This is a genomic window from Blautia sp. HA9023, assembly GCF_056504095.1.
Genome location: NZ_JBWLUR010000009.1, coordinates 291,393 through 311,538, shown reverse-complemented (window position 1 = coordinate 311,538; position 20,146 = coordinate 291,393). Strand labels below are relative to the sequence as shown.

Sequence of the window (20,146 nt, the reverse complement as noted above, 5' to 3'; positions counted from 1 at the left end):
ATTCCATTTTTGCCGGAATCGTGATTCCCTAAAAAACGGAACATTGATTTCCATACGCCGGACAGGTGATGGATTTCACCCCGGATTATTCATGTCACAGAGCAGATTAAAAAGCTGTGTGTACATAATAGAAACAATAAAATTAAAGGTATCATCGGTATCTGAAATAATAACAAACAATGCTGTTTTCCTGTCACCGACCAAATCCAGTTCCAGTTCGTCATAACTCATAAGCTCCCGCAGTTCCGCAATATCAAAGGGTGCGAGTCTTGCACCACAACTGATCAGAATAGATTTTGCTGTCTTACCTGAAACAAAATGTCAATAGTTTTTTCATCAAAAAAGGCACTTTTTCGTGTCAAATCAGGGGTAAAACAGCTAAAATACTGATGAAAACGTTCTTTGTTGTTACAACCATTAAGTTACTCAGCCATTTTTTCCTCTGTTTCCATGAAGTCCGAACGGTTAACTTCATTCACCAGCATCCGGTTGATTTTCTCCTGCATCGTCTCTCTTGCGTTCTCACTGTAATGGAATCGGACAACATAAGTTGTCTGCCCAATCCTTTTTGTAAATGTATTGTTTTCCGTTTTCGGATTCAGAACCTGTCCCATAAGCTTCTCCTTTCTGTGATTTACCGGCGGGCAGGGTGGCAGACTGATCTTCCAAATTGCCTGCCAGTATTCTATTCATTTGCCCGACAGAGAGAGGACAGTTATTATCCCAGCCGGGACGGTATCCCGATCTGGAATTCTGTCTCTCCGTCAATGTCAACAAGGCACTTGAAACTTTTAATAAAATAATCTCTTTATCCAAGTCATCCCTACTCTAAATAATATTTTCTTTTTTAAATATCTTTGTTGACAGTTAAGAAATATGCTGAAAAAGCTGATATTTAAAGGCTTTTCCCAGTCAACAAAAATGTCAACAACCAGTACACAAACAGTCAAAAAAATGGAAATTCAGCTGTTTTGACCATCCCCTCCCTGTCAGGCTAATCAAAAGGTATCTTCATCTGCTCACCTTCCGTAAGTTTTATAAAGCCATCTTTGTCCGGTTGGTTGACAGTCTCTGTTTCATCCTTTCCCTCTCTGATCCAGCACCGCTGTGTACCAAATCCTTCTTTTGAGAAACGATGATAACCGCCTCTTTTCCAGCCAATGATCTGTGTGTCCATGATCTGGCATATCTCATTGGTCTCATATTTCTTTGGTTCGCCATCATAATGGTTAAACGCCTCTTTCCAGATCTGTCTGGAGCAGACATAAGTCCCGGCATATCCATCCAGCCATCCCTGAACCTGCCCTGCCATCGTATCTTCCTGCATGAACTGTTTCCGGTATTCAATGATCTGCTCCTCCATTTCTTTTGGAAGTTTCAGAAGGCTGCTTTTGTTCTTGCAGGAATTGAAGATGACCATTGCTTCCGCCCAAAGCTGGTCGAAGTATGCCCTCGATTCTTCTTCATTATCAAGAAGATGTTTTTCCGCCTTTGAGGAATCGACCTCGATTACAAGGAAACGTCTTGCTCCTGTACGGTCAAAGGGAAGAAACTGCTTTGTATTGGTTGTCCCGGCAAACAGACATTGTCTCGGTCTGTCCTCTTCAAATTTCCCATAGGAATTCCGAAATGTGTCTTTCTGCCGGCTCAAAAAGGACTTGATCTCTTCATTGCTCTTTGCACTGATCGCAGCAATCATCTCTGACATTTCCATGATCCAGTGACCCCGGAGCTTTTCATAAATCTTTTTATCTCCCAAATCCCTCAAGTCATCTGAAAACCACTCATCCTTAATAGCCAGAAAGCGGAAAAATGTAGATTTTCCTGCCCCCTGTGTTCCTACAAGGCAGAGCATCTCATCCGCCTTACACCCCGGCTTAAAAATACGGAGCAGTGCTTCCATGATAAAATGCTTCAGGCATTCATAGACCAAATCCGAATCATCTGCCCCCATATACCGCTTCAATACATAACGGATACGTTCTGTGCCATCCCACTCTAAGCGGTTCAGATATTCGCAGATCGGATGATACTGTTTGCTGTTTGCTTCCGCCCTCAGGGCTTTATCCATGTTTTTCTCATTTCCCAGACTATAAAACTGTTCAAAATACAGATAAAAGAAATCTCTGGCAGCATCTGTCATAGAGGTGATACCATCATTCCACCAGAGTTTCCTGACGATATCGATCCTCTGGTTCAAAAGATTAAATCTCAGGCTCCCTTTCAGTAGCGGATCTTCCCGAAGCACGATCATATAATTCTGCATCGTCCCTTTGACGGTTCCCTGATTTGTCACCGCCAGATGGGAGCGGATCTCCCTTATGGCATCCACATCCGCCATCTGCTCCATGATCTGCAAAGCGTCCTGCTCCTTTACATTCTCGCTCAATCTTTTCCACCTCCTTTCCTTTTTCCTTGACAAGCATTTTCTTATCCTCTTCATCACCGAACAGAAGAATATCCAGATAATATTCAACGATACTCAACTCCCTCAGTGCGGTGCCAAAATGCCCATCCCACTCTTCCTCTGGTGTTTTTGGTGCATAACATTCTTTCCATTCCAGAAGCAGGGTGCGGTAATCCAGATATGCTTTTGTAAGTCTGGCACATTCTGTTTTCCAGTCTGTTTCTGATACCTTCCCTCTTTCTTTCACCAGAGACTTTTTCCCACTTTTGGGAGAATCCCTTGCCCTGTTCCCATAGGAGATTCCAAAATCATCTGCCAGCTTCAAAGCAGCCTCTCTGGATTTTAGTCCGAAGAGCTGGGCGGTAAAATCGATCACATCCCCGGTACACCCACATCCAAAACAGTAATATCTGCGGTCAACTTTCATGCTCGGTGTACCGTCATTATGAAAGATGCACCGGATCAATCCGCTCCTGTTGGGCTTAAATCCATAAAGTTCCGCAGCCTGCCTGACCGTCACATTCTGCTTTACTTCTTCAAACACATTCATTTTTTATCCACTTCCTTTCCAACCCGTTCAGATATGACCGGGTTCAAAATAAAAAAAGAGCATCCTGACTTTTATCCAAAACTGAATAAATCAAAATGCTCTTTACAGGGAATCCCTGTCATGATATTTCGTTTTTGTTTTTCTTCTGGCAGCGTTTTCTTCTGCGACCCGCTTTTTATTGGCAGCCAGTTTTTCAAGAACACTCGTCCTTGCCTTCTTCTTGATCTGTTCCGTATTCGCTTTACTGACCTCTGGCTCCTGAAGAGTTTTCTGTACTTTTTCAATAACTGCATTTGCTGCATTCCGTAATTTCTCTTTCGCCAGCTTAATCACATTTTTGGTAATTGTTTTTGCCTTATCAGAATTATTTGGATTCTGGACAATGTTATTGCAAAGCTGATCCAGAAGCCTGATATCCTCTTCCTGTGTCTGTGCCCTTACTTTTTCCGTAACGACTTCCACCGCCTTGTCATAAGCGATCTCTGACACTTCATCGATCAGGGTTTCATTATCCATGATTTTTTCTTCCTGTTCCTTTATCATCTGTTCCTGCCGGGCAATCTTTTCTTTCTGTGCCTGTATGATAAACTCCTGCTTTTCCAGATACTTCTTTCCGCCATATTCCGGCGCTTCCTCAATCTCCAGCCCATACTGCCTGCAAACATCAAACAGAAGATTCCTGCAGATCAGATCAAAAGTCATCTTCCGGTTATTGTTTCTTCCTCTGGGCTTATCTGGATCGGGAAGAGGAATTCCAAGTGCTTCCAATGCCTTTTCCTGTTGCGGACACAGTTCCCCATATTTATTTTCGCAGTCAAACACGTGACGTTCATGGATATGGGGAGTGGTCTCATCCATGTGGAGTGCAAAATCCAAAATATGCACATGGTCTCCAAACATCCCCTCGAACCTTTTCATAAAAAAATCCGCAATATGAAAAAGCTGTTCTCCCGATATATGCTCCCCTTCCTTTCCGATCTGGAATATCGTTTCTTCCGGACAGGTCATTTTATTTTTCAGCAGATCTTCCGTTGTCCGGTTTCTTTCCGGGTGGCGGTTTTTCTCATTTCTGGCATTCTGCCCTTTTATAAAATCGCTGTAATGGTCTTCATAATACATCTTTTCAATATCATGAAAACTTGCTTCCGGCTCGACCGGTCCCCAATTTCTAAGTGTCTCATCCGAAGGGTTCTGGACATATCCCCGGTAACAGTCCCAATAGATATTCTGCTTTTCCCTCTCCGCATCAATATGCTCGCTGTTGGCAATATCGAATTTTCTGTCATTGTGCTTTGGATTATAAACACCATGTTTCCCCGATCTGCCATTATGCCTTGTAGCTCTCATTTTTCTGATTCCCCCTTTCATCTATTCTGCATTTTTTTCATTTTTCTTTTTCCCATTCTGCCCTCCTCTGTGGTCTTTCCATTATCTGCCTCTTGCATTCCACAAGCTTTTTTCATGTGGCGGTCATTCCCGAAAACGATTTTGGGTAACACAATTCGCCAGATAATACCCAGTACGACTTGACGCAGGCATCAAATCACTGGGCAAGGCGTTTCACCCTTGACCCGATAATGGGCTTTGCCCCTTAACCCCAGCATGGAGCTGCCTCCCCTTTGCATTCCCTGCACAAAGGGCTCCGCCCTCTGTACACCCGCCGGACAAAATGAAATTTCCGCCACTGTCCCATCTGTCAGAATTTTCGTTTCGCCCGGTTTTTCAAAAATCCTCAAATCGGATTTACTCAAAAATAAGAGCCGACACTTTGTCACTTTTTTGAAAAAAGTCCAAATTGCATCGGCTCTCATATTTGACCTCACCGGTCATATTCAGTTTTTTCTTTGCATCCTCTCTGAGCATTAATGAGCAAAACAAAAGGCACCAACTTTTTTCGGTTGATGCCCTTTGGATTACTCACTATTCTCTTTTCACAAAACTGAAATTTTACTTTTCCTTATATTCATCTGGTATTGCTATTTGAAATGTTTCACACAACAGCATCACATCATGCACATCATTTTTATCGTGTTCATATCCCAAATGAAGCATTACCTGACTCAATGGTTCAATACAAGAAACAGTTATATCTCCAACTTTTCCAATACCGGAAAAAGTTTTTGATGGAAATATATCTCCCTCATAAACAATTCCGTCATCTGTAAATTCAAAACAATGTAAATCAATGATTCTTTGTTTATCATCTTTCCAGACAGTATGACCATCCGTTGTATAATCAGTATTTACTTCCTCAAATCCATGCTGCTTAATCACATAAATATAATCATGATAATGTTTCAGTTCAACAAACAAATCAATATCATTGTGTATTCTTGATTCTCTTTTAAGAAGTGCATCAACACCCCATCCGCCATCTAAATATACTTTAATTTCGTTTTGCAAAGCATATTTTATAATTTCACATGCATCTTCTGTACGTACCATAATCTATCCTCCAAATTCAAATCTTTGTATGCTTTCCAACTCACTAAAAGCCTGAAATTTGTCAGTCTTTCATCCTTTTTGTTATCAATCACCAATTAGCTGTAATCCATTAGGATTTAGCTGATATATTTTATCGCACACCTCTTCAATATACTTTCTATCGTGAGAAATGCTAATGACAGCCCCCGGAAATTCTCGGAGCATTTTTCTTATTACCGGACCGGACAATGGTGAAAAATTTCTTGTCGGTTCATCCAGAATAAGAACATTTGCACCACTTAAGCTCATCCTCAAGAGAAGCACTTTCGCCTTTTGTCCGCCTGATAACTCCCGAATCGGATGCTCCATTTCATCTGGTGTGTATTTAAGTGAACCAAGGTATGTTCTAATTCTTGTACGCTCTTCTTTATCTCCTGTTTTATCAAGGTAATCAACCGGTGTAACATCCAAATCCAGCAGGTCTTCATAAGTTTGAGGCATATATTCTGCTTTAATGTCATTCCGATTTAGGAGTTCTTCCGCTATCTTTTTTAGAAGAGTCGTTTTTCCTGCCCCGTTGGCTCCTATCATACAGATTTTTTCTGAACCTTTTATTTTTAAATGAATTCCTTCTGCTAAAATTCTTTTGCCATCCGGAGTCACAAGCTTTGAAAGTTCATATTCTATGACCGTTTTTCCTGCGGGAATGTGTGAGTTTTCATCCCCTAATTTGACAAAGATTGCTTCTTCCTGTTCCGGCATCTGAGTCATATTTTCATCTTCTTTTTCAAATCTTCGTTCCATTGCCTTAACCGTATGCATTTTGTCCTTTAAGTTTTTGGCAACAGACGGTGCTTGTCTGGTACAACTTCTTAATGCACCTTGTACACTCTGCATAACTCTTTGATATTTTTCATCGCGAATCTTTTTCTCCCTACGGTCACTCAGTGCCCGCTGTTTTTGGATTTCAAATTTATGAAGCCGTTCTTCCACATAGCGTCTATAGGGAAGCTTTGCCACGGTATATCTCGCCTTTGTTTTTCGTATAATCTGCTCGATATGTATCACCATGTTGGCAGTACGCTCTATCAGCGTTTCATCGTGTGAAATAAAAAGCACAATGTGCTTCCAGTCATTTATGATTTTTTCCAGTAATGTAAGCGTCGCAATGTCGATGTCATTGGAAGGTTCGTCCAACAACAGCACAGAAACATCGCGAATGAAAAGCCTCATAAGTTGTGTCTTGACTTTTTCGCCTCCTGAAAGACTACCCATTGTCTGGTTACTGTAGAAAAAATCATTTTTCATTCCAAATTTTCCCGCAATAACAGACAATTCTTTAGGCGTTTTCTCCCAGAATATTTCCTCTTCAGAAAAATATTCGTATATTGTTTTTTCCTTATCTTCATCGAGCATCTCCTGCGGAAGATAACCAAGACGTTCGTGTCCCATTATCCTTTCCCCATCTGCTTCTATATAGTTTTCTACAAGCGACGGATTGTATATCCACTTCATTAATGTCGATTTCCCATTTCCCTCTTCTCCAATAATAACTGCCTTATCTCCATCATTTAGCACAAGGTTGAAATCATTAAGAATTATTCTCAGGTCTTTTTTATGTGTTAAATTTAATTTTTTTATCTGCAACATTAAAGTTTCTCCTTTTCGAAGTCTGAGCCAATTATTATTTTGAACACACAAAAACGAGTCTTTTTTGCATACGCAAAAATAGACTCGCTAAATAGACCCTTATTTCTTTTCCAAAAGGAAAACAAAGGAAATGCCTCTTGCGATAATCCAACTTAAGCGTACACAAAACAAACCTATTCTCTACAGGCTCAATAACTATATGTGTCTTACTTAAATCAAATTATCTATTAATCATTTCCTCACCTTACACAAAATGTGCCTTTCTTTCTTCTAATGGCAATACTATCATACTGTATTTTTTGTGTCAATACATTTCACCTTATGGAAGTGCAAATTCAAAGTTTCTGTTCCCTATAAAATAATCTATCGGGATTCACCAAATCGCCAGACAACGATTTTTAGAACAGTATATCACAAAAAAATTCCTTATTCCATATGTTTTCCGAGTTATGGTAAGACATGTAAATTTTAAATAACATTTTCCAATCCATTTAAGATATTCCCTTGATGATACTTTTTACTGTCTTATACAACCGAATCCCATCCTTCAGTCCCAACCGATAAAAGAACTGCTCAGCATACGCACCGCTGTCAAAAATAGCATCGCAGTATGCCTGGACTGCCTGTTGTTTATCCTTTGGAAGCAATGCCACCGCTTCCTCATACTTTTGTTCCACATCATCCTTGTCATCCGGTTCTTTCCCGGCTTTCATCTGGCTGAATGCACTCTGCATCCGTTCCTGAATGATAAAATCCACAAATCCCTTTAATGCTTCCTCTTTCATCCTCATACATCCCTTTCTATCTCACATACCAGACGTTCATAATCCAGAAATCCCCGGATATACATTTCCCGGCTGATATAGGCTTCTACTGCATGTCTTGCCGATATGATCCGGTCAATAATCGTCCAGAACTCATGACCGTATTTCTCTATGTATGGCTTCAATTCATCCATCGTTTTCTCGCATTCCCCTTCCAGTTCAATCAGTTGAGGATCAATCCGTAAATATGCCTCAAGCCTGATCTCATTCCAGTCGAAGTAGCTCTCCACTAATTCTCTTTTCATAATCGTGTCCCTTTCTGCCCTCTTCCTATGTAAAAGAGCGAATCCATTCTGCTAAAAAGACGATTCCCGCAATCACAATTTCAACCGTACATGGCAGGAGATAAAACAGAAAGCCAGCCAATACGATTTTCAGGCATTCCCCGGAACTTTCCAGACCAAAGCCATAGCTTAGCAGGGCGGTCAGAAGAAAAATTCCTGCAATTACCCGGAAGATAACTGCTGATATTCCTGCAAGGAACTCCACAAACAGTCTTATTACTACCAGAACAGCCATCACAGGCAACAATATTATTCTTAAAATAAATCGGATGGCTTTCATCCTGTTTCTCCTTCCTATCCGGCATTTTTATCCAGATAATTCTGATACTTTTCAAGTACGGAATCCGTCACACCGTTTTTGTAGATTTTCCGAATATCTGTGATCTCTTCATCCTTTAAAAGTTTCAGCCATTCCAGAAGGTCTTTCCGGCTGTTGGCGAAATTACAGCAACGACCATCTGCGTATTCAATTCGGTATCTCATAAGCATCCCCCTATACATAGACCAGTTGTGTCAGGATTACTTCATCCACTCTGTTGCGGATGTTATTTACCCTGCGAAGCCATTCCATCTGGTCTTTTCCCTTTAATTCCTCTGTGACACCCTCTGCTTCCATCATCTGATCCATCATGCTGTCCCTGCGTTCCACGCAGATTTCATTCAGGTCAGCCAGATACGTCCAAAGCTTTCCTGTCAGCATAAGCTGGGAATACAAAGCCTGCCGGTAGTCTTTCAGAAAATTCCTGCGTAGGCTTCCATAGAAACCAATATCTCTGGTTTCTTCCGCCACACGAATCAACGGGATATAATAATCTCCCACAAGGATATAATCCAGTCCGTTCTTTTCATCATGTATCATCGGTTTCAATTCTTTCATGTATTTACCACCCCTTTCTTTGGTTCTGCAGCCGGAAGCATCGACACTGGAACAAACACACCTTTCGTAATATCTTCCTGCCGGATTGCTTCCTTCTTCGCCTCGATCTCGGCTTTTCTTTTTTCTTTTACTTTGTCTTCGTATTCTTTCTGTTTTCCATTTGCCTTCCGCCTCAGATAATTCTGGTGCAGCCTGTCCTTCCTGGCTTCCCGCTTTCGTAATTCTTCTTCCTCTTCCGGTGTCAGCTGGACTTCTCCAAAATGCGGTGGAAGATACCTTCCCACAAAATTAAAATAAATCTCAATCTCCTGTGTGGTCTGCTGGCTTCCTTTCCTGTCCCTCTCATGCACCAGAATCTTTTCCACGAACTCATTCAGCATATATGTGGTCAGTTCATCAAAATTCTGATATTTGTCCACCAGTGCAATAAATCTTTCCGCAGACCGTCTGCCATTTTCATATCCGGCTACCTCTGCTTCCAATTCTGAAATTTCCGCTGTCAGTTCTTTCTGTTCTTTGGAATACTGCCCATCAAGGACTGCGTAACGTTCGTCCGGCAGCTTACCGAGGATATTATCCTCATATATTCGGCAGATCAGTTTTTCCAGTTCCTGCAGACGCTTTTTCGCTTCTGCTATCCTGTTTTTCAGCCTCACGATTTCACTGGACTGCTGGGAATTCTGTGTTGTCTTCACTGTCTCAATGAACTCTTCCCGGTTCAGATGGGAATATTCTGCGATAGCTTTCAGCAGGTCTTTTATCAGCTCCATCACAATATCCGCATTAATCCTGTGCTGTGTCGGGCAGAGTGTTCCAACCGGAACCTTGCTATATGCAGAACAGGTATATTGTGGGATTCTTTTCCCATTATTTACCCGGTGCACATACATTTTTGCCCCGCAATCGGCACAATACATCAGCCCTGTCAGTGGATGTGCTTCTCCCCATCCGTCCGGGTATCTGCGGACATTCTTCCGGATTCTCTGGACATTATCAAAGGTTTCCTGATCAATGATCGCTTCCTGCGTGTCCTCAAATACTGTCCAGTTATCTTCTGACACATAATGGCTCTTTTTGTCCTTAAAATGCTTTCTGGTCTTGAAATTAACAGTGTGACCAAGATATTCCCTCTTTCTCAGGATCCCTGCCACCGTCGACGAACCCCACGCATAGGGGTCTTTGATCTCGTCCACTCTTCCCTGCCATAATCCTGCCCCATGCCTTGCCATGTGTACTGCCGGGATCTCCACCTGATCTTCTTTCAGCTTCTTTGCGATCTGGTAAGGACCATATCCGTCCATTGTCATCTGAAAAATCCTGCGAACAACCTGTGCAGCCTCTTCATCCACGATCCAGTGTTCCTTATTTTCCGGGTCTTTCAGATATCCGTATGGTGTGGTGCTTGCAACGTGCTTCCCGGAATTGCCTTTTGCCTTAAAGGTAGACCGGATCTTTTTGCTCGTGTCTTTCGCATACCACTCATTCATAATGTTTCGGAAAGGAAGAAAATCATCATCCCCATTCAGACTGTCATGACCATCATTGATAGCGATCAGCCTAACCTGCTTCTGGCGCAGCATTTCCTGAATCTGACCGACCATCAGATAATCACGTCCCAACCGGCTCATATCCTTTATGATCACCGTCCCGATCTGCCCGGCTTTGATGGCATCCATCATGCTGACAAATCCCGGGCGGTCAAATCTTGTGCCGGATATGCCATCATCCGTAAAATGGATATATGGGGTAAGTCCATGGGATTCGGCATATTCTGAAAGCATCTGCTTCTGGTTCGATATACTGTTGCTCTCGCCCATAAGGTCATCATCATGGCTGAGACGTTCATACAATGCGGTAAGTTTCTCCTGCATCCGTTTTCCTCCTTCCTTTCATTTTTCATTGCCTGTTTTCATTCCATATCCGTTCCTGTACCGGGTTCCGATGTTTCCGGGACGTATTTGCCAGAAACGACACGCTGAATGCACATTCAAATCTGGTATCACTATGGGCAGGCTGCTCCGTTGTCAAGGTTCGTGTAAGGATCTTCAAAAAAGTTCCTCTCACTTAACCCATCTTTCGGACGCTGTTTTACAAGGTAGTAACGTAACTTTTTTAAATTTCTCTGGATTTTGTGTCGGTTTGAAAAACTCCTTACACTATATCCAGACTGGCGAGGCAAAATGTTGCCATCCTTTGAGAATGTTTTTAAAAAAGTACAATTTTGTATTTTGGCAAAAAATAAGCCTCAAGAGACTTTTTAATCATTTTGGAGCTCCAATTTCTTAAAAAATGATGATTAAGAAGTCTCTTCAAGCTTATAACACCGGCAGCCAGCTTGTATTTTTTGTACTGCCTTACCGCAAAATGGTTCGGGTCTTTCTGCTCCAGTTCATCAAACATCAGATCTACTGGATTCTTGAAATTCTCATCATCTTCCCTGGCTTCTGACGCATTAATCATTGCAAGCAACGTATTGAAATTCTTTTCCTCTTCCCTACCTTCATACCAGATATAACCGATCAGGGCACAATAATAAAGTTTTTCCGCCTTTACCCAAAAATCCTCACCCGATTGCTGCCCTTCACCTTTGGTGTTAGCAATAATGGTTGTTACCAGTTTTAGAATATCTTTTTCACTGCGGATATATACAAATGGATTATAGTGCATGGATTTTTTGAAGTTAATTGTATTCAAAACTTTGATTTTATACGGTTCGTATATAACTTTTCCCTCTTTGTCCCGCACGATTTTTCCATTCTCATCCGTCATTGGACTGCCTTTTGCCAGCATACTGCCAACTTCCAGAAGCACAGTTCCCTTCGGATCAGTAATCACATAAGAGCTATGCATCTGCATAATGTTAGGCTTTACAAAAAATCTGGTTTTTCCAGAACCGGAACCGCCAATTACCAGAATGTTTTTATTCCTGGCGTATTTCGGATTCTTTGGTCTGCTTGACATAGTAAGACTCTCTGTTTCTGTGAGAATAATATTATTTTCAAATTCAGGATCAGCATATGGTCGTATATCTTTTTCTGTTCCCCATCTGGCAGAACCATACTCCACACCCAGCCGATATTTCCTGGCATTTTTCGTGCGGTAAATAATAATAAGCTTTACAGCCACGCCGCCTGCGATTCCACACAACAAATCTATATGATTCAAACTTGGCCAGAGATTCTGAAATGCCAGTTCAAAATAAGTAATGGTATTCATAAATTTATCCCAGGAAGTTGCTCCGGTGTTTACCCGATACAACCAGGCAATCTTATTGAAAAAATAGGCAAACATCAGATAGGGGAAATTAGCTAAAAACAGCTTTTTCTGATCTGCCCTCTTCAATTCACTTGCCTTATCCGTGATCAGATTTTTCACATCCGCAAGCATTTTTCCTGGGATACTCTCTGAAGAAAAAACAGCTTTTCCAGATATTTTTCTCTTTTTCGGAGAACCTCTGATATGCTGAATTTTTCCTCTTTTTTTCTTATGCTGCTGTTTTTTCTCCGTCATAAACTCTGCCCTCTGTCTTTCTGCTGTTCTCTTGCTCGTTCTCTGTTCTTTCCTTTAGACACAGCATCCTTAAAGTGCATGAGTTTTTTCATAATAGATGGTTTATCCTTTTTGTTCATCTGGACACCTAAATATTTCTTAAATGCCAGATTCATCATTTCTGTATCCTGCCCTTTAAAAAACACATAGTAGGTCGGTGGCTTGGTTGAACTGTCTTTTTTCAAGGCAAAATCTAAGCGGTATTTCTTCGCCACACGCTCAAAAGACTTGATATTTCCATCTGTGATTTCAATATTGGATAAACCAGAACCCTGGCTTTTCAGTTCTTTGTATGACTGTTTTCCAACCTTGTAAGGATTCTTTCCCTTTTGCTTCTGTCCTGACAGATACTTCCGCAGCATATTTTTTAACACGTCGGCAGTCACTCTTGCAGTTTTAACCGACAATGCGATTGTTTTCTGTGTAACTTCTTCCTGCAATTTGCACGCCTCCTTTCGATTCCGATCAGCAAATTACGGTGGCACTAACAGATGGGGGAGATATATTTTCATCGGAATTTGGCTCCTTTCCACTTCCCGACAAATTGTCGAGAAGTTATTTACAAAAAAATCAGCATATCCTGTAAAACACTAGAATTTGCCGATTTTAACAATTATTTTATTCAATTTTCAACCGTTATTGCATACTCTTTTGATAATAAATTGGGAACTATATTTCGTTCACTAAAATTATAAACTTTCTTTATTGCCTCAAGTTGTTCATCAATTGTCGTAGGAACACCAGACAACATACTGGATGTTTTTCCCATAAGTCTCTTTAATTTTTCTAATATGTCCTTTTCCACTTTTGGCGATATAAAATAGTCCTCACAATAAGAAAACAAAATATAATTAATTATTGCCAATTCTTCCTCTGTATTCTTACGTCTTTGTAATTGTTTGAAAAACTTACTATATCGTCTATTATATTTGTCAACAAACAACATAATAATACTATTTTTTTCAAACGGAAAAATGCAAAGCGAAATATTTCTTATGACATATTTAGGATCTTTATTATAGATATTATTTATAATATTCCCTTCTAAATCTGCAATCATTGCAATAAAGTCTTGGAAAGCAACAGGAACACGATACTCTAATTTTTTATAAAAGCCAATATAATATTCTCCCGTAAAAGGTTTTAATGCACATTTTTTTGCATGTCTAAAAGAATCTTCGTACTCTTTTAGGTCTAGATCACTGATATTTTGTTTTTGAAAAACATAGTCTGTACTTGCCCCCATTCTTTCATACATTAGATCATACAATTCTTTCTCCATTAATCGTTTGCTTATGAATTTTAAATTATTTTTCATATCAATTTGAGCAAGCATTTTTATTGTAGGCATATCCTCATAATTCAAAGGTTCTTCATAATCTTGGAATATTTTTCCATCACATTCTCTACAAATTAAATGAAAAGTCCCCGCTTCATTGACACCCTTATCAGCTTTTAATATCGGTAAATCTATTATAGTATTAGCATAATATACCTTTCCTTTATCTGCTATATTTTTCAAACAAAATGCAGGAACAGTATGAGAATTGCAAAATCCATCACATGGTTTTCCACAATAATAACACGTTTTTTTCTTCGCCTGGTTTCTGCTGTCTTTTAATATTTTTTTTACTTTTTTTTGAGCTTCTATAATCTCTTCTTTTCTCTCTTTTTTATCAATTTGGGGAAACTCAGTTAAATCAAAATGTGTAAATAAATTTTCCATAAATGCTCCTCAATCACAAATCATCTTCTTCTGTCCAAATTGCATCTTTAATTTGTTTGACTAATTCGCAAACATCACCATAAAATTCTCTTACATTTTCAATATTATATTTTTTACCTGAATCATGGGATAATTCATTTGCTGTATTAATCAAACTTTGAGGTATATTGATATTAGGAATATCTTTTATCTTTTTTCTTAATTCTCCAAGTTCTATATGTCCATATTTTTGCTCTATATCTATTTCTATTCCTCTAATAACACAGAAATGTTTCAACGTATATTCTAAAATATTTCTTATAGTATTCCCTTTTGAAAATATTTCATCTCTATCCTCAATATCTTCCTTTAATGCTACACCAACCTTTTTCAGTCTTTTATCAATTTCTTCCAACGTATATGTTAATAAAATTTGTTTAGATTCAAATGTACTTTTTACGCCTTCTTTAGGTTGAATAAGACACACATAATATGGTAAATTATTCGCTATACATTCTACTTTGATTAAATTTTCTTTATCCCCCTCCCAAAATACATAACGTGCATATAATTCCTCTGTACAATTATCAACACGTATAATTTCATTTTTACCAATTACCTTCGATCTCATTTCTTTTTCACTTGTCACATTTGCTTGCATAAGAACATATAAATGATTCTTTCTCTTCACAAAACGAAGCTTATTTATATCTAATGCAATATATTCGTACGTACAATAGCCACTTGTTTGCCATATAAGCATTTCAAATTCTTCTATTTCATGACGTAAATTTTTTTCCCTAAAAGAATTATTGTCTAACCAAAACAATTTGAAAATTCCCGTCTTTTCATCATATTCCACTTTTTTCACTTCATCAAAATTTATATGTGAATAATGATCCAATACTATCCAATGTTTACTTTTAACAATTATGTCATTCAAAATATTATAAATTGTCAAAGGAACACTTACTTCTTCTGGACATCCATATTTTTCCCAAATGTCCATAAATAATTTCTCACTCATTTCATACTCATACATTTCACTGACCCAACTTTCTCAATATTATTTTTAATAATACCATAGTTCAAAAATTTTGTCCGCAAATCAGCATAGTAAATTCTTATTCTTTGTTATTTTATTATATATATCGTGCTGAACTGCACATATAACTTTTCTTCTTCCCAATCCATCTGATCCATCAACAAGCACTGGAATAATACATCTACGTCCTGTAATTTATAAATTCGATTGCACGTTTCTGACAAACCTTTTAATTCCGGAATCTCTTGCATCGCATTTCGTCTGTGCATAAGACATTGCAAGTATAATGCTTCAAGATGTTTCTGGCTGAAAATAAGTGCTGTCGTATCCTGTTCATTGACTGTACATTTACGTTTTTCTAACTCTTCTTGGGAAATGTCCAGAAAACACCGGATATTTTCGACATATACATCACCATCAAATGTTGGATGCTTTTTCTTAATCCATCGTTTTGCCGCTACCTCCATATTCTTTCTGTCTCGATCAGATCTGGCACTACGGAAATTCAGCCTTTTGCCCATTTCTGCATAGATATTACTTTTCACCTGCCGCTCTGCCAAAGCTGCGTATTCTTCATTGCGAAAAAAATAATCTAAAAGTTGGTTCATCTTAGCCTGACTATCTACCAAATGATAACATTCCTCGGAAAACCCCAAACCTGCAAATGCAACTGGCGCACTTCCTTTTTTGATTTCTTTTTCAATTACTCTTAAAATGTCTCTCTGTGATTCCATTTCTCGGTTTCCTCTCTCTTCTTCATTTTTCTGATTCTTTTCACAAATCATCAATAAATTTTCATCTGCTCTTTTCGCTGTCAGTGTCAGTGAATAACAAACAAAGATCAGCAACAGTGATACCAATGCACTTCCAACACCAATCATAAAAACTTTTCCCCCACCAATACATGAAGCAATCCGTCCCATTTAAAAAACGGACTGATTTTTTTCAGCATAGCAATCAAGTCCGCTTCATTTTCTATTTCAATATCCAAAAATTCTATTACACTAATTTCAAGTCCATCCGCAATTTTCTTTAATTGTTCTACTTTCGGCTTTCGTATGCCTATTTCATACTTCCGAATTGTATTCACATTAATTCCTGTTCGTTCTGCAAGCAGCTCCTGCGATAGCCCTCTCTGTTTCCGAAAATAACGAATCTTTTCATTTATCTCCATGTCTTTCATCTGTTGAACTTCTCGACAATTTGTCGGGAAGTTGTTCCCTTTCCCAGTTTTCTTTTCCTTCATATCCATACATAGATATTTCCTCATCCAACAGCCTTGCAACCATAAAGCAACAAGACAGTAAAAACAAAAGCACTATTCCTGCCATAATAATAATTATCAAATCAATCACATCTCATTCTCCTATGTAAGCGGTACAGAAAAAGCAGCCTTGACAGACTGCTTTTTCAATCACCATATTCTATTTTTGTTCTCATGTAAAAAGGCTTCCGAAATTGTGCGAATCCCAAACGCTAATCCATCTATGTAAGCGTCTCTCTGTTCTGTTTGTTTAAGATTTAAAATATATTCCTTGTAATCCTCAAACATTGCCTGCAGATCCGGACTCATTAGACTTATCATTTCCTTTTCTAATGTTTCACACAGTTCCTTTGTCTCTTCATAACTTTTACTTTGTGTTTCACATTGATTCATTGGATAAATGCTATAATACAATTTTTCCAGTTGCTTTTCGCTCATTTTTGATCACCATTTCTTTCAGTCTTTTTATGATCCATATAATTCCAGAAATGCCGTTTTTTAGCAAAATTCCTGCTACAGCTAATAATCGCCAGGCAAGAACCCCTATTCCAATCAAACTTCCTACCATCAGTTTAAGTACCAACAAACCAAGCATTTCCCCTGTCCCCACATTTCTTGGAACAACCAGCAAAAACATTTTCTGGATTCCGAAAGGTATTCCCACAAAAAGCAATAATTTTCTCCAGTCTAATATTTCACCATTCATGCACATAGGGTGAACAATTAAGCAGATAATCATAGCTATTGCACCAGGAATTATCAATTTTGTTATAATTTCTTTTCCTCTCATATGTCACCTCCGTACATATCATGATTTACTTTTGCCTGGTAATAATTGCCTATTGTCGTTATTGAATTCATAAGACAGGTAAGCAAGTACGCTTTTATGTTCTTTACTTCCCTGGTATTCTCATGCAGACAGTCAAGTACATACTCTATGTGGCTTTCTTCCAGCAACAATAATCTGCTTTTTACGAACTGATATGGGTATTTCACTCCACTGATCGTAATATTCTCCCGTTCTATGCTGATTGTTTCCACAATTAGTGCCACAATTTCATCCAACTGTTGCTGTTCCCCCAGTCTGCATCGTTGTACAAGACAGTCATATTCAATATTTCTTTTTACAAGTGCAGTATTCATCTGGAATAACTCCATCTCTTCCATCAAATCCATTGACTGCTGTTCGGAAGAATCTGAAAGATTGATAAGATCAGTATTACTTCTGTCAGTATTACTAATATCAGTATAATTATAATTAGTATTATTAGGGTCGGTTTTTCCGACTTCTGTAGTTCTGATTTTTCGACCACGATAAGTCGTATTTTCCGACCTCTTGAAGTCGGTTTTTCCGACCCCTTGAAGTCGATTTTTCCGACCACGATAAGTCGATTTTTCCGACTCCGATAAGTCGACTTCTTCGACCTCTCGATTTTGTTGAATACTCTCTTCGGATTCATCATTGTTTTTAACATCTTTTGATGTCCTTAAAATAAAGTTCTTTACATAAATAATATCCGGTTTACCAAATCCTTGTTTGACTCTTTCAATTAATCCGATTCCCTTTTTGGTATCCAGTTCTGCAAGCGTTTTCATTGCTTTATCTCTTCCACAATTCATATACTGAATAACCTGTTCAACAGTAAAAATAATATAAACCTTCCCCTCTTCATCAAACCACTGATGTCTGATAGATAAAGCCATTCTGTCCAGCATCAGCCCATAAAGAACCTTTGCATCGCTGGACAGATTACGGAAATATTCATCTGTGAATAATACTTTGGGAATACGGTAAAAAGCAAACTGTTCCGATTCATAATCGTGAAAATAACCAAACTCTATTTTTGTGCTTTCGGATTTTGCCATTTTGCTTTTCCTCCTTCCCTCGTTATTGGCTTTTCTTCCAGTTATCAAGCAGTTCATAGATAACCTGTTCAATCTGCTCTCTGTTATATTCCTTTGGAAAATACTTTCGTATTTTCTTTTCAGTTAAAGTAACTTTTCCTGTCTCTGTTTTCTTTTCATTCAGAATAAGCTGTACCGCTAATTCTGTCAGATTACCTTCATCGCTGTATTGCTTCAGTTTTGTTGCCATTGAACCTGTAACAGAGCTTGCTCCAGACACTATGCAGTCTTTCACCCAAATCTGCTCCATTTCTGATAAATAGGTTAATGAAACACCTACTGTAAAATTAATCTTTCCTTCATCCAACAATTTCAGCAATTCCGGAATAAGACAGGTCAAGCGTATGTAACGCTGAACGGTTCTTCCACTGTCACCTGCAGCCTGTCCAACCAGATCTGCACTGTCAACAGAAACTGCGTTTTCCTCTTTTATGCCTTGATGTTTTACTGCATCCATCTTCATCTTATAAGCATATGCCTTTTCGCTTGGAAGCAAATTTTCTCTCTGTATATTAGAATCCACCATAACGATTACGGCTTCATCATCGGTATAGTTCCGTATGAGTACTGGCATTTTACTTTTTCCAGCCAGTTCGCAACCACGTTTTCTCCTGTGACCAGCAATCAGTTCATATCCTCCCTCTGCGCGAGGACGTACCAATGCAGGATTTAAGATGCCATAATTCTTGATACTTTCTACTGTTTCAGCCATTTTTTCATCATCATTTACATGAAATGGATGATTTCTAAAAGGATGTAACTCATTTAATGGCACTTCAACAATCTGATTAAGAGTATTCTGTTCGGCTTCATTGATTCCAAGCAATTCATCATAAGAAGTAAGCTGAATTTCTTTCTTAGGTTTACGCATGATTCAGCACCTCCTGGACAAGTGCCTGATAACTGTACGCACCTTTTCCTTTTGCATAATAAGAAAAAATACTGACACCTTCTGATGCAGTTTCGGCAAGAGCCTCTGTTCTTGGAATCGTCTGATCAAAAATTCTAATCTCTGCTCCATAAGCATCTCGTACTGCCTGCTTATTTCTCTTTGAATTATTATAATGACTGCTGTCCATTGTAAACAGAATCCCTTCAATCTGTAAATCAGGATTAAATCTCTGATGAATGCCTTTCACAACTTTCAGTAATTCCATGAGGCCATCTGCCGCATAGTATTGAGGCTGCACCGGAATCAAAACGCTATCAGCCGCACTTAACGCATTAATTGTCATCATTCCCAACGAGGGCATACAATCAATCAGGATATAGTCATAATCATTTTCCAAAAGTTCCAGATATTCTTTTAAGACTTTTTCTCTGTCCTCTACCGTAAATAATGACATGTCCATTCCCGAAAGAAGTTTATTAGATGGAATTACATCTATTCCTTCCTCATGGTGTAAAATTGCTTCCCTGGGATCAAATTCTAATCCCATAATGATATTTTCCATCATTGTTTTCAATGTTACCCTTAAGTTCTTTGGAAAACCAAGTCCCATTGTCAAATGTCCCTGTGGATCAGCATCTATCAGCATTACACGTTTTCCAACCTTAGACAGTCCTACTCCAAGATTAATAGTAGTTGTAGTCTTTGCTACTCCACCTTTTTGATTTGCGATTGCGATTATTTTGCACATGATATAATTCTCCTGTTTTTCT

General features: G+C 38.9%; 24 protein-coding genes and 2 pseudogenes. All 26 read right to left on the bottom strand.

All coding sequences use genetic code 11. The features are described from left to right. Nucleotides 1–93: 93 nt before the first annotated feature. Nucleotides 94–312, bottom strand: a pseudogene (locus tag AC04Q6_RS15245) (VirD4-like conjugal transfer protein, CD1115 family); the annotation flags it as partial. Nucleotides 313–422: 110 nt separating this feature from the next. Beyond that, nucleotides 423–614 (bottom strand): transposon-encoded TnpW family protein, encoded by a 192-nt coding sequence (locus tag AC04Q6_RS15240; RefSeq protein WP_117739489.1) that lies wholly within the window; start codon nt 612–614, stop codon nt 423–425. A 380-nt stretch (nt 615–994) separates the two neighbouring features. Then, nucleotides 995–2,254: a virulence-associated E family protein gene (locus tag AC04Q6_RS15235; RefSeq protein ID WP_235904608.1), complete on the bottom strand. Its 1,260-nt coding sequence runs from the start codon at nt 2,252–2,254 to the stop codon at nt 995–997. Then, nucleotides 2,205–2,957, bottom strand: a complete 753-nt coding sequence (locus AC04Q6_RS15230; RefSeq protein ID WP_117739487.1) for a CHC2 zinc finger domain-containing protein — start codon at nt 2,955–2,957, stop codon at nt 2,205–2,207. Before AC04Q6_RS15230 ends, AC04Q6_RS15235 begins: the two co-directional genes overlap by 50 nt. Nucleotides 2,958–3,059: 102 nt before the next feature. Beyond that, the gene (locus AC04Q6_RS15225) at nt 3,060–4,304 is read right to left on the bottom strand and encodes a serine/arginine repetitive matrix protein 2 (protein ID WP_117739498.1); all 1,245 of its coding nucleotides are present in this window, start codon (nt 4,302–4,304) and stop codon (nt 3,060–3,062) included. Between the two features lie 191 nt (nt 4,305–4,495). Next, nucleotides 4,496–4,768: a hypothetical protein gene (locus AC04Q6_RS15220; RefSeq protein ID WP_117739486.1), complete on the bottom strand. Its 273-nt coding sequence runs from the start codon at nt 4,766–4,768 to the stop codon at nt 4,496–4,498. 136 nt (nt 4,769–4,904) lie between these two features. After that, on the bottom strand, nt 4,905–5,402 hold the full coding sequence (locus tag AC04Q6_RS15215) for a nucleotidyltransferase domain-containing protein (protein WP_009247521.1): 498 nt from the start codon (nt 5,400–5,402) through the stop codon (nt 4,905–4,907). Nucleotides 5,403–5,486: 84 nt separating this feature from the next. Further along, the gene (locus AC04Q6_RS15210) at nt 5,487–7,031 is read right to left on the bottom strand and encodes an ATP-binding cassette domain-containing protein (protein ID WP_009247522.1); all 1,545 of its coding nucleotides are present in this window, start codon (nt 7,029–7,031) and stop codon (nt 5,487–5,489) included. Nucleotides 7,032–7,522: 491 nt separating this feature from the next. After that, nucleotides 7,523–7,816, bottom strand: a complete 294-nt coding sequence (locus tag AC04Q6_RS15205) for a hypothetical protein (protein ID WP_117739485.1) — start codon at nt 7,814–7,816, stop codon at nt 7,523–7,525. A gap of 2 nt (nt 7,817–7,818) precedes the next feature. Then, complete coding sequence (locus AC04Q6_RS15200) at nt 7,819–8,100, bottom strand: hypothetical protein (protein WP_117739484.1); 282 nt, start codon at nt 8,098–8,100, stop codon at nt 7,819–7,821. Nucleotides 8,101–8,125: 25 nt separating this feature from the next. Then, nucleotides 8,126–8,419 carry a hypothetical protein gene (locus AC04Q6_RS15195; RefSeq protein WP_117739483.1) on the bottom strand — a complete coding sequence of 98 codons (294 nt, stop codon included), beginning with the start codon at nt 8,417–8,419 and terminating at the stop codon, nt 8,126–8,128. Nucleotides 8,420–8,433: 14 nt separating this feature from the next. Beyond that, on the bottom strand, nt 8,434–8,622 hold the full coding sequence (locus AC04Q6_RS15190; protein WP_117739482.1) for a hypothetical protein: 189 nt from the start codon (nt 8,620–8,622) through the stop codon (nt 8,434–8,436). 10 nt (nt 8,623–8,632) lie between these two features. Further along, nucleotides 8,633–9,016, bottom strand: a complete 384-nt coding sequence (locus tag AC04Q6_RS15185; RefSeq protein WP_117739481.1) for a TnpV protein — start codon at nt 9,014–9,016, stop codon at nt 8,633–8,635. After that, nucleotides 9,013–10,887: a DUF4368 domain-containing protein gene (locus AC04Q6_RS15180; RefSeq protein WP_117739480.1), complete on the bottom strand. Its 1,875-nt coding sequence runs from the start codon at nt 10,885–10,887 to the stop codon at nt 9,013–9,015. The genes AC04Q6_RS15185 and AC04Q6_RS15180 overlap by 4 nt, the downstream gene beginning before the upstream one ends. A 451-nt stretch (nt 10,888–11,338) precedes the next feature. After that, nucleotides 11,339–12,403 (bottom strand): annotated as a pseudogene (locus AC04Q6_RS15175) (type IV secretory system conjugative DNA transfer family protein); the annotation flags it as partial. A gap of 119 nt (nt 12,404–12,522) precedes the next feature. Continuing rightward, entirely contained in the window at nt 12,523–13,005 is a 483-nt protein-coding gene (locus tag AC04Q6_RS15170; RefSeq protein WP_117457903.1) for a PcfB family protein, read from the bottom strand. 182 nt (nt 13,006–13,187) lie between these two features. Next, complete coding sequence (locus AC04Q6_RS15165; protein ID WP_118071608.1) at nt 13,188–14,291, bottom strand: hypothetical protein; 1,104 nt, start codon at nt 14,289–14,291, stop codon at nt 13,188–13,190. Nucleotides 14,292–14,304: 13 nt separating this feature from the next. Beyond that, nucleotides 14,305–15,297, bottom strand: coding sequence for a hypothetical protein (locus AC04Q6_RS15160; RefSeq protein WP_147343509.1), 993 nt, complete (start codon nt 15,295–15,297; stop codon nt 14,305–14,307). Between the two features lie 107 nt (nt 15,298–15,404). After that, nucleotides 15,405–16,196: a hypothetical protein gene (locus AC04Q6_RS15155; RefSeq protein WP_119248303.1), complete on the bottom strand. Its 792-nt coding sequence runs from the start codon at nt 16,194–16,196 to the stop codon at nt 15,405–15,407. Then, entirely contained in the window at nt 16,193–16,498 is a 306-nt protein-coding gene (locus AC04Q6_RS15150; protein ID WP_227094345.1) for a helix-turn-helix domain-containing protein, read from the bottom strand. The genes AC04Q6_RS15155 and AC04Q6_RS15150 overlap by 4 nt, the downstream gene beginning before the upstream one ends. Beyond that, entirely contained in the window at nt 16,476–16,670 is a 195-nt protein-coding gene (locus AC04Q6_RS15145) for a hypothetical protein (RefSeq protein WP_005426607.1), read from the bottom strand. Before AC04Q6_RS15145 ends, AC04Q6_RS15150 begins: the two co-directional genes overlap by 23 nt. A 59-nt stretch (nt 16,671–16,729) precedes the next feature. Then, a complete protein-coding gene (locus AC04Q6_RS15140; protein ID WP_119248302.1) occupies nt 16,730–17,017 on the bottom strand; it encodes a DUF6809 family protein in 288 nt (95 codons plus the stop codon). Beyond that, nucleotides 16,983–17,369 carry a DUF6050 family protein gene (locus AC04Q6_RS15135; RefSeq protein WP_021926220.1) on the bottom strand — a complete coding sequence of 129 codons (387 nt, stop codon included), beginning with the start codon at nt 17,367–17,369 and terminating at the stop codon, nt 16,983–16,985. Before AC04Q6_RS15135 ends, AC04Q6_RS15140 begins: the two co-directional genes overlap by 35 nt. After that, complete coding sequence (locus tag AC04Q6_RS15130; protein ID WP_021926221.1) at nt 17,366–18,445, bottom strand: DUF6017 domain-containing protein; 1,080 nt, start codon at nt 18,443–18,445, stop codon at nt 17,366–17,368. Before AC04Q6_RS15130 ends, AC04Q6_RS15135 begins: the two co-directional genes overlap by 4 nt. Nucleotides 18,446–18,467: 22 nt before the next feature. Further along, nucleotides 18,468–19,355 (bottom strand): ParB/RepB/Spo0J family partition protein, encoded by an 888-nt coding sequence (locus tag AC04Q6_RS15125; RefSeq protein ID WP_015541253.1) that lies wholly within the window; start codon nt 19,353–19,355, stop codon nt 18,468–18,470. Beyond that, nucleotides 19,348–20,124: a ParA family protein gene (locus tag AC04Q6_RS15120; protein WP_015541252.1), complete on the bottom strand. Its 777-nt coding sequence runs from the start codon at nt 20,122–20,124 to the stop codon at nt 19,348–19,350. Before AC04Q6_RS15120 ends, AC04Q6_RS15125 begins: the two co-directional genes overlap by 8 nt. Nucleotides 20,125–20,146 lie beyond the last annotated feature (22 nt).

Bases quoted from the DNA above. Each gene is read 5' to 3' on its own strand.
- AC04Q6_RS15240 (WP_117739489.1), bottom strand. From the start codon at position 614: ATGGGACAGGTTCTGAATCCGAAAACGGAAAACAATACATTTACAAAA.
- AC04Q6_RS15235 (WP_235904608.1), bottom strand. From the start codon at position 2,254: ATGATCGTGCTTCGGGAAGATCCGCTACTGAAAGGGAGCCTGAGATTT.
- AC04Q6_RS15230 (WP_117739487.1), bottom strand. From the start codon at position 2,957: ATGAATGTGTTTGAAGAAGTAAAGCAGAATGTGACGGTCAGGCAGGCT.
- AC04Q6_RS15225 (WP_117739498.1), bottom strand. From the start codon at position 4,304: ATGAGAGCTACAAGGCATAATGGCAGATCGGGGAAACATGGTGTTTAT.
- AC04Q6_RS15220 (WP_117739486.1), bottom strand. From the start codon at position 4,768: ATGAGAGCCGATGCAATTTGGACTTTTTTCAAAAAAGTGACAAAGTGT.
- AC04Q6_RS15215 (WP_009247521.1), bottom strand. From the start codon at position 5,402: ATGGTACGTACAGAAGATGCATGTGAAATTATAAAATATGCTTTGCAA.
- AC04Q6_RS15210 (WP_009247522.1), bottom strand. From the start codon at position 7,031: ATGTTGCAGATAAAAAAATTAAATTTAACACATAAAAAAGACCTGAGA.
- AC04Q6_RS15205 (WP_117739485.1), bottom strand. From the start codon at position 7,816: ATGAAAGAGGAAGCATTAAAGGGATTTGTGGATTTTATCATTCAGGAA.
- AC04Q6_RS15200 (WP_117739484.1), bottom strand. From the start codon at position 8,100: ATGAAAAGAGAATTAGTGGAGAGCTACTTCGACTGGAATGAGATCAGG.
- AC04Q6_RS15195 (WP_117739483.1), bottom strand. From the start codon at position 8,419: ATGAAAGCCATCCGATTTATTTTAAGAATAATATTGTTGCCTGTGATG.
- AC04Q6_RS15190 (WP_117739482.1), bottom strand. From the start codon at position 8,622: ATGAGATACCGAATTGAATACGCAGATGGTCGTTGCTGTAATTTCGCC.
- AC04Q6_RS15185 (WP_117739481.1), bottom strand. From the start codon at position 9,016: ATGAAAGAATTGAAACCGATGATACATGATGAAAAGAACGGACTGGAT.
- AC04Q6_RS15180 (WP_117739480.1), bottom strand. From the start codon at position 10,887: ATGCAGGAGAAACTTACCGCATTGTATGAACGTCTCAGCCATGATGAT.
- AC04Q6_RS15165 (WP_118071608.1), bottom strand. From the start codon at position 14,291: ATGGAAAATTTATTTACACATTTTGATTTAACTGAGTTTCCCCAAATT.
- AC04Q6_RS15160 (WP_147343509.1), bottom strand. From the start codon at position 15,297: ATGAGTGAGAAATTATTTATGGACATTTGGGAAAAATATGGATGTCCA.
- AC04Q6_RS15155 (WP_119248303.1), bottom strand. From the start codon at position 16,196: ATGATTGGTGTTGGAAGTGCATTGGTATCACTGTTGCTGATCTTTGTT.
- AC04Q6_RS15150 (WP_227094345.1), bottom strand. From the start codon at position 16,498: ATGAAAGACATGGAGATAAATGAAAAGATTCGTTATTTTCGGAAACAG.
- AC04Q6_RS15140 (WP_119248302.1), bottom strand. From the start codon at position 17,017: ATGAGCGAAAAGCAACTGGAAAAATTGTATTATAGCATTTATCCAATG.
- AC04Q6_RS15135 (WP_021926220.1), bottom strand. From the start codon at position 17,369: ATGAGAGGAAAAGAAATTATAACAAAATTGATAATTCCTGGTGCAATA.
- AC04Q6_RS15130 (WP_021926221.1), bottom strand. From the start codon at position 18,445: ATGGCAAAATCCGAAAGCACAAAAATAGAGTTTGGTTATTTTCACGAT.
- AC04Q6_RS15125 (WP_015541253.1), bottom strand. From the start codon at position 19,355: ATGCGTAAACCTAAGAAAGAAATTCAGCTTACTTCTTATGATGAATTG.
- AC04Q6_RS15120 (WP_015541252.1), bottom strand. From the start codon at position 20,124: ATGTGCAAAATAATCGCAATCGCAAATCAAAAAGGTGGAGTAGCAAAG.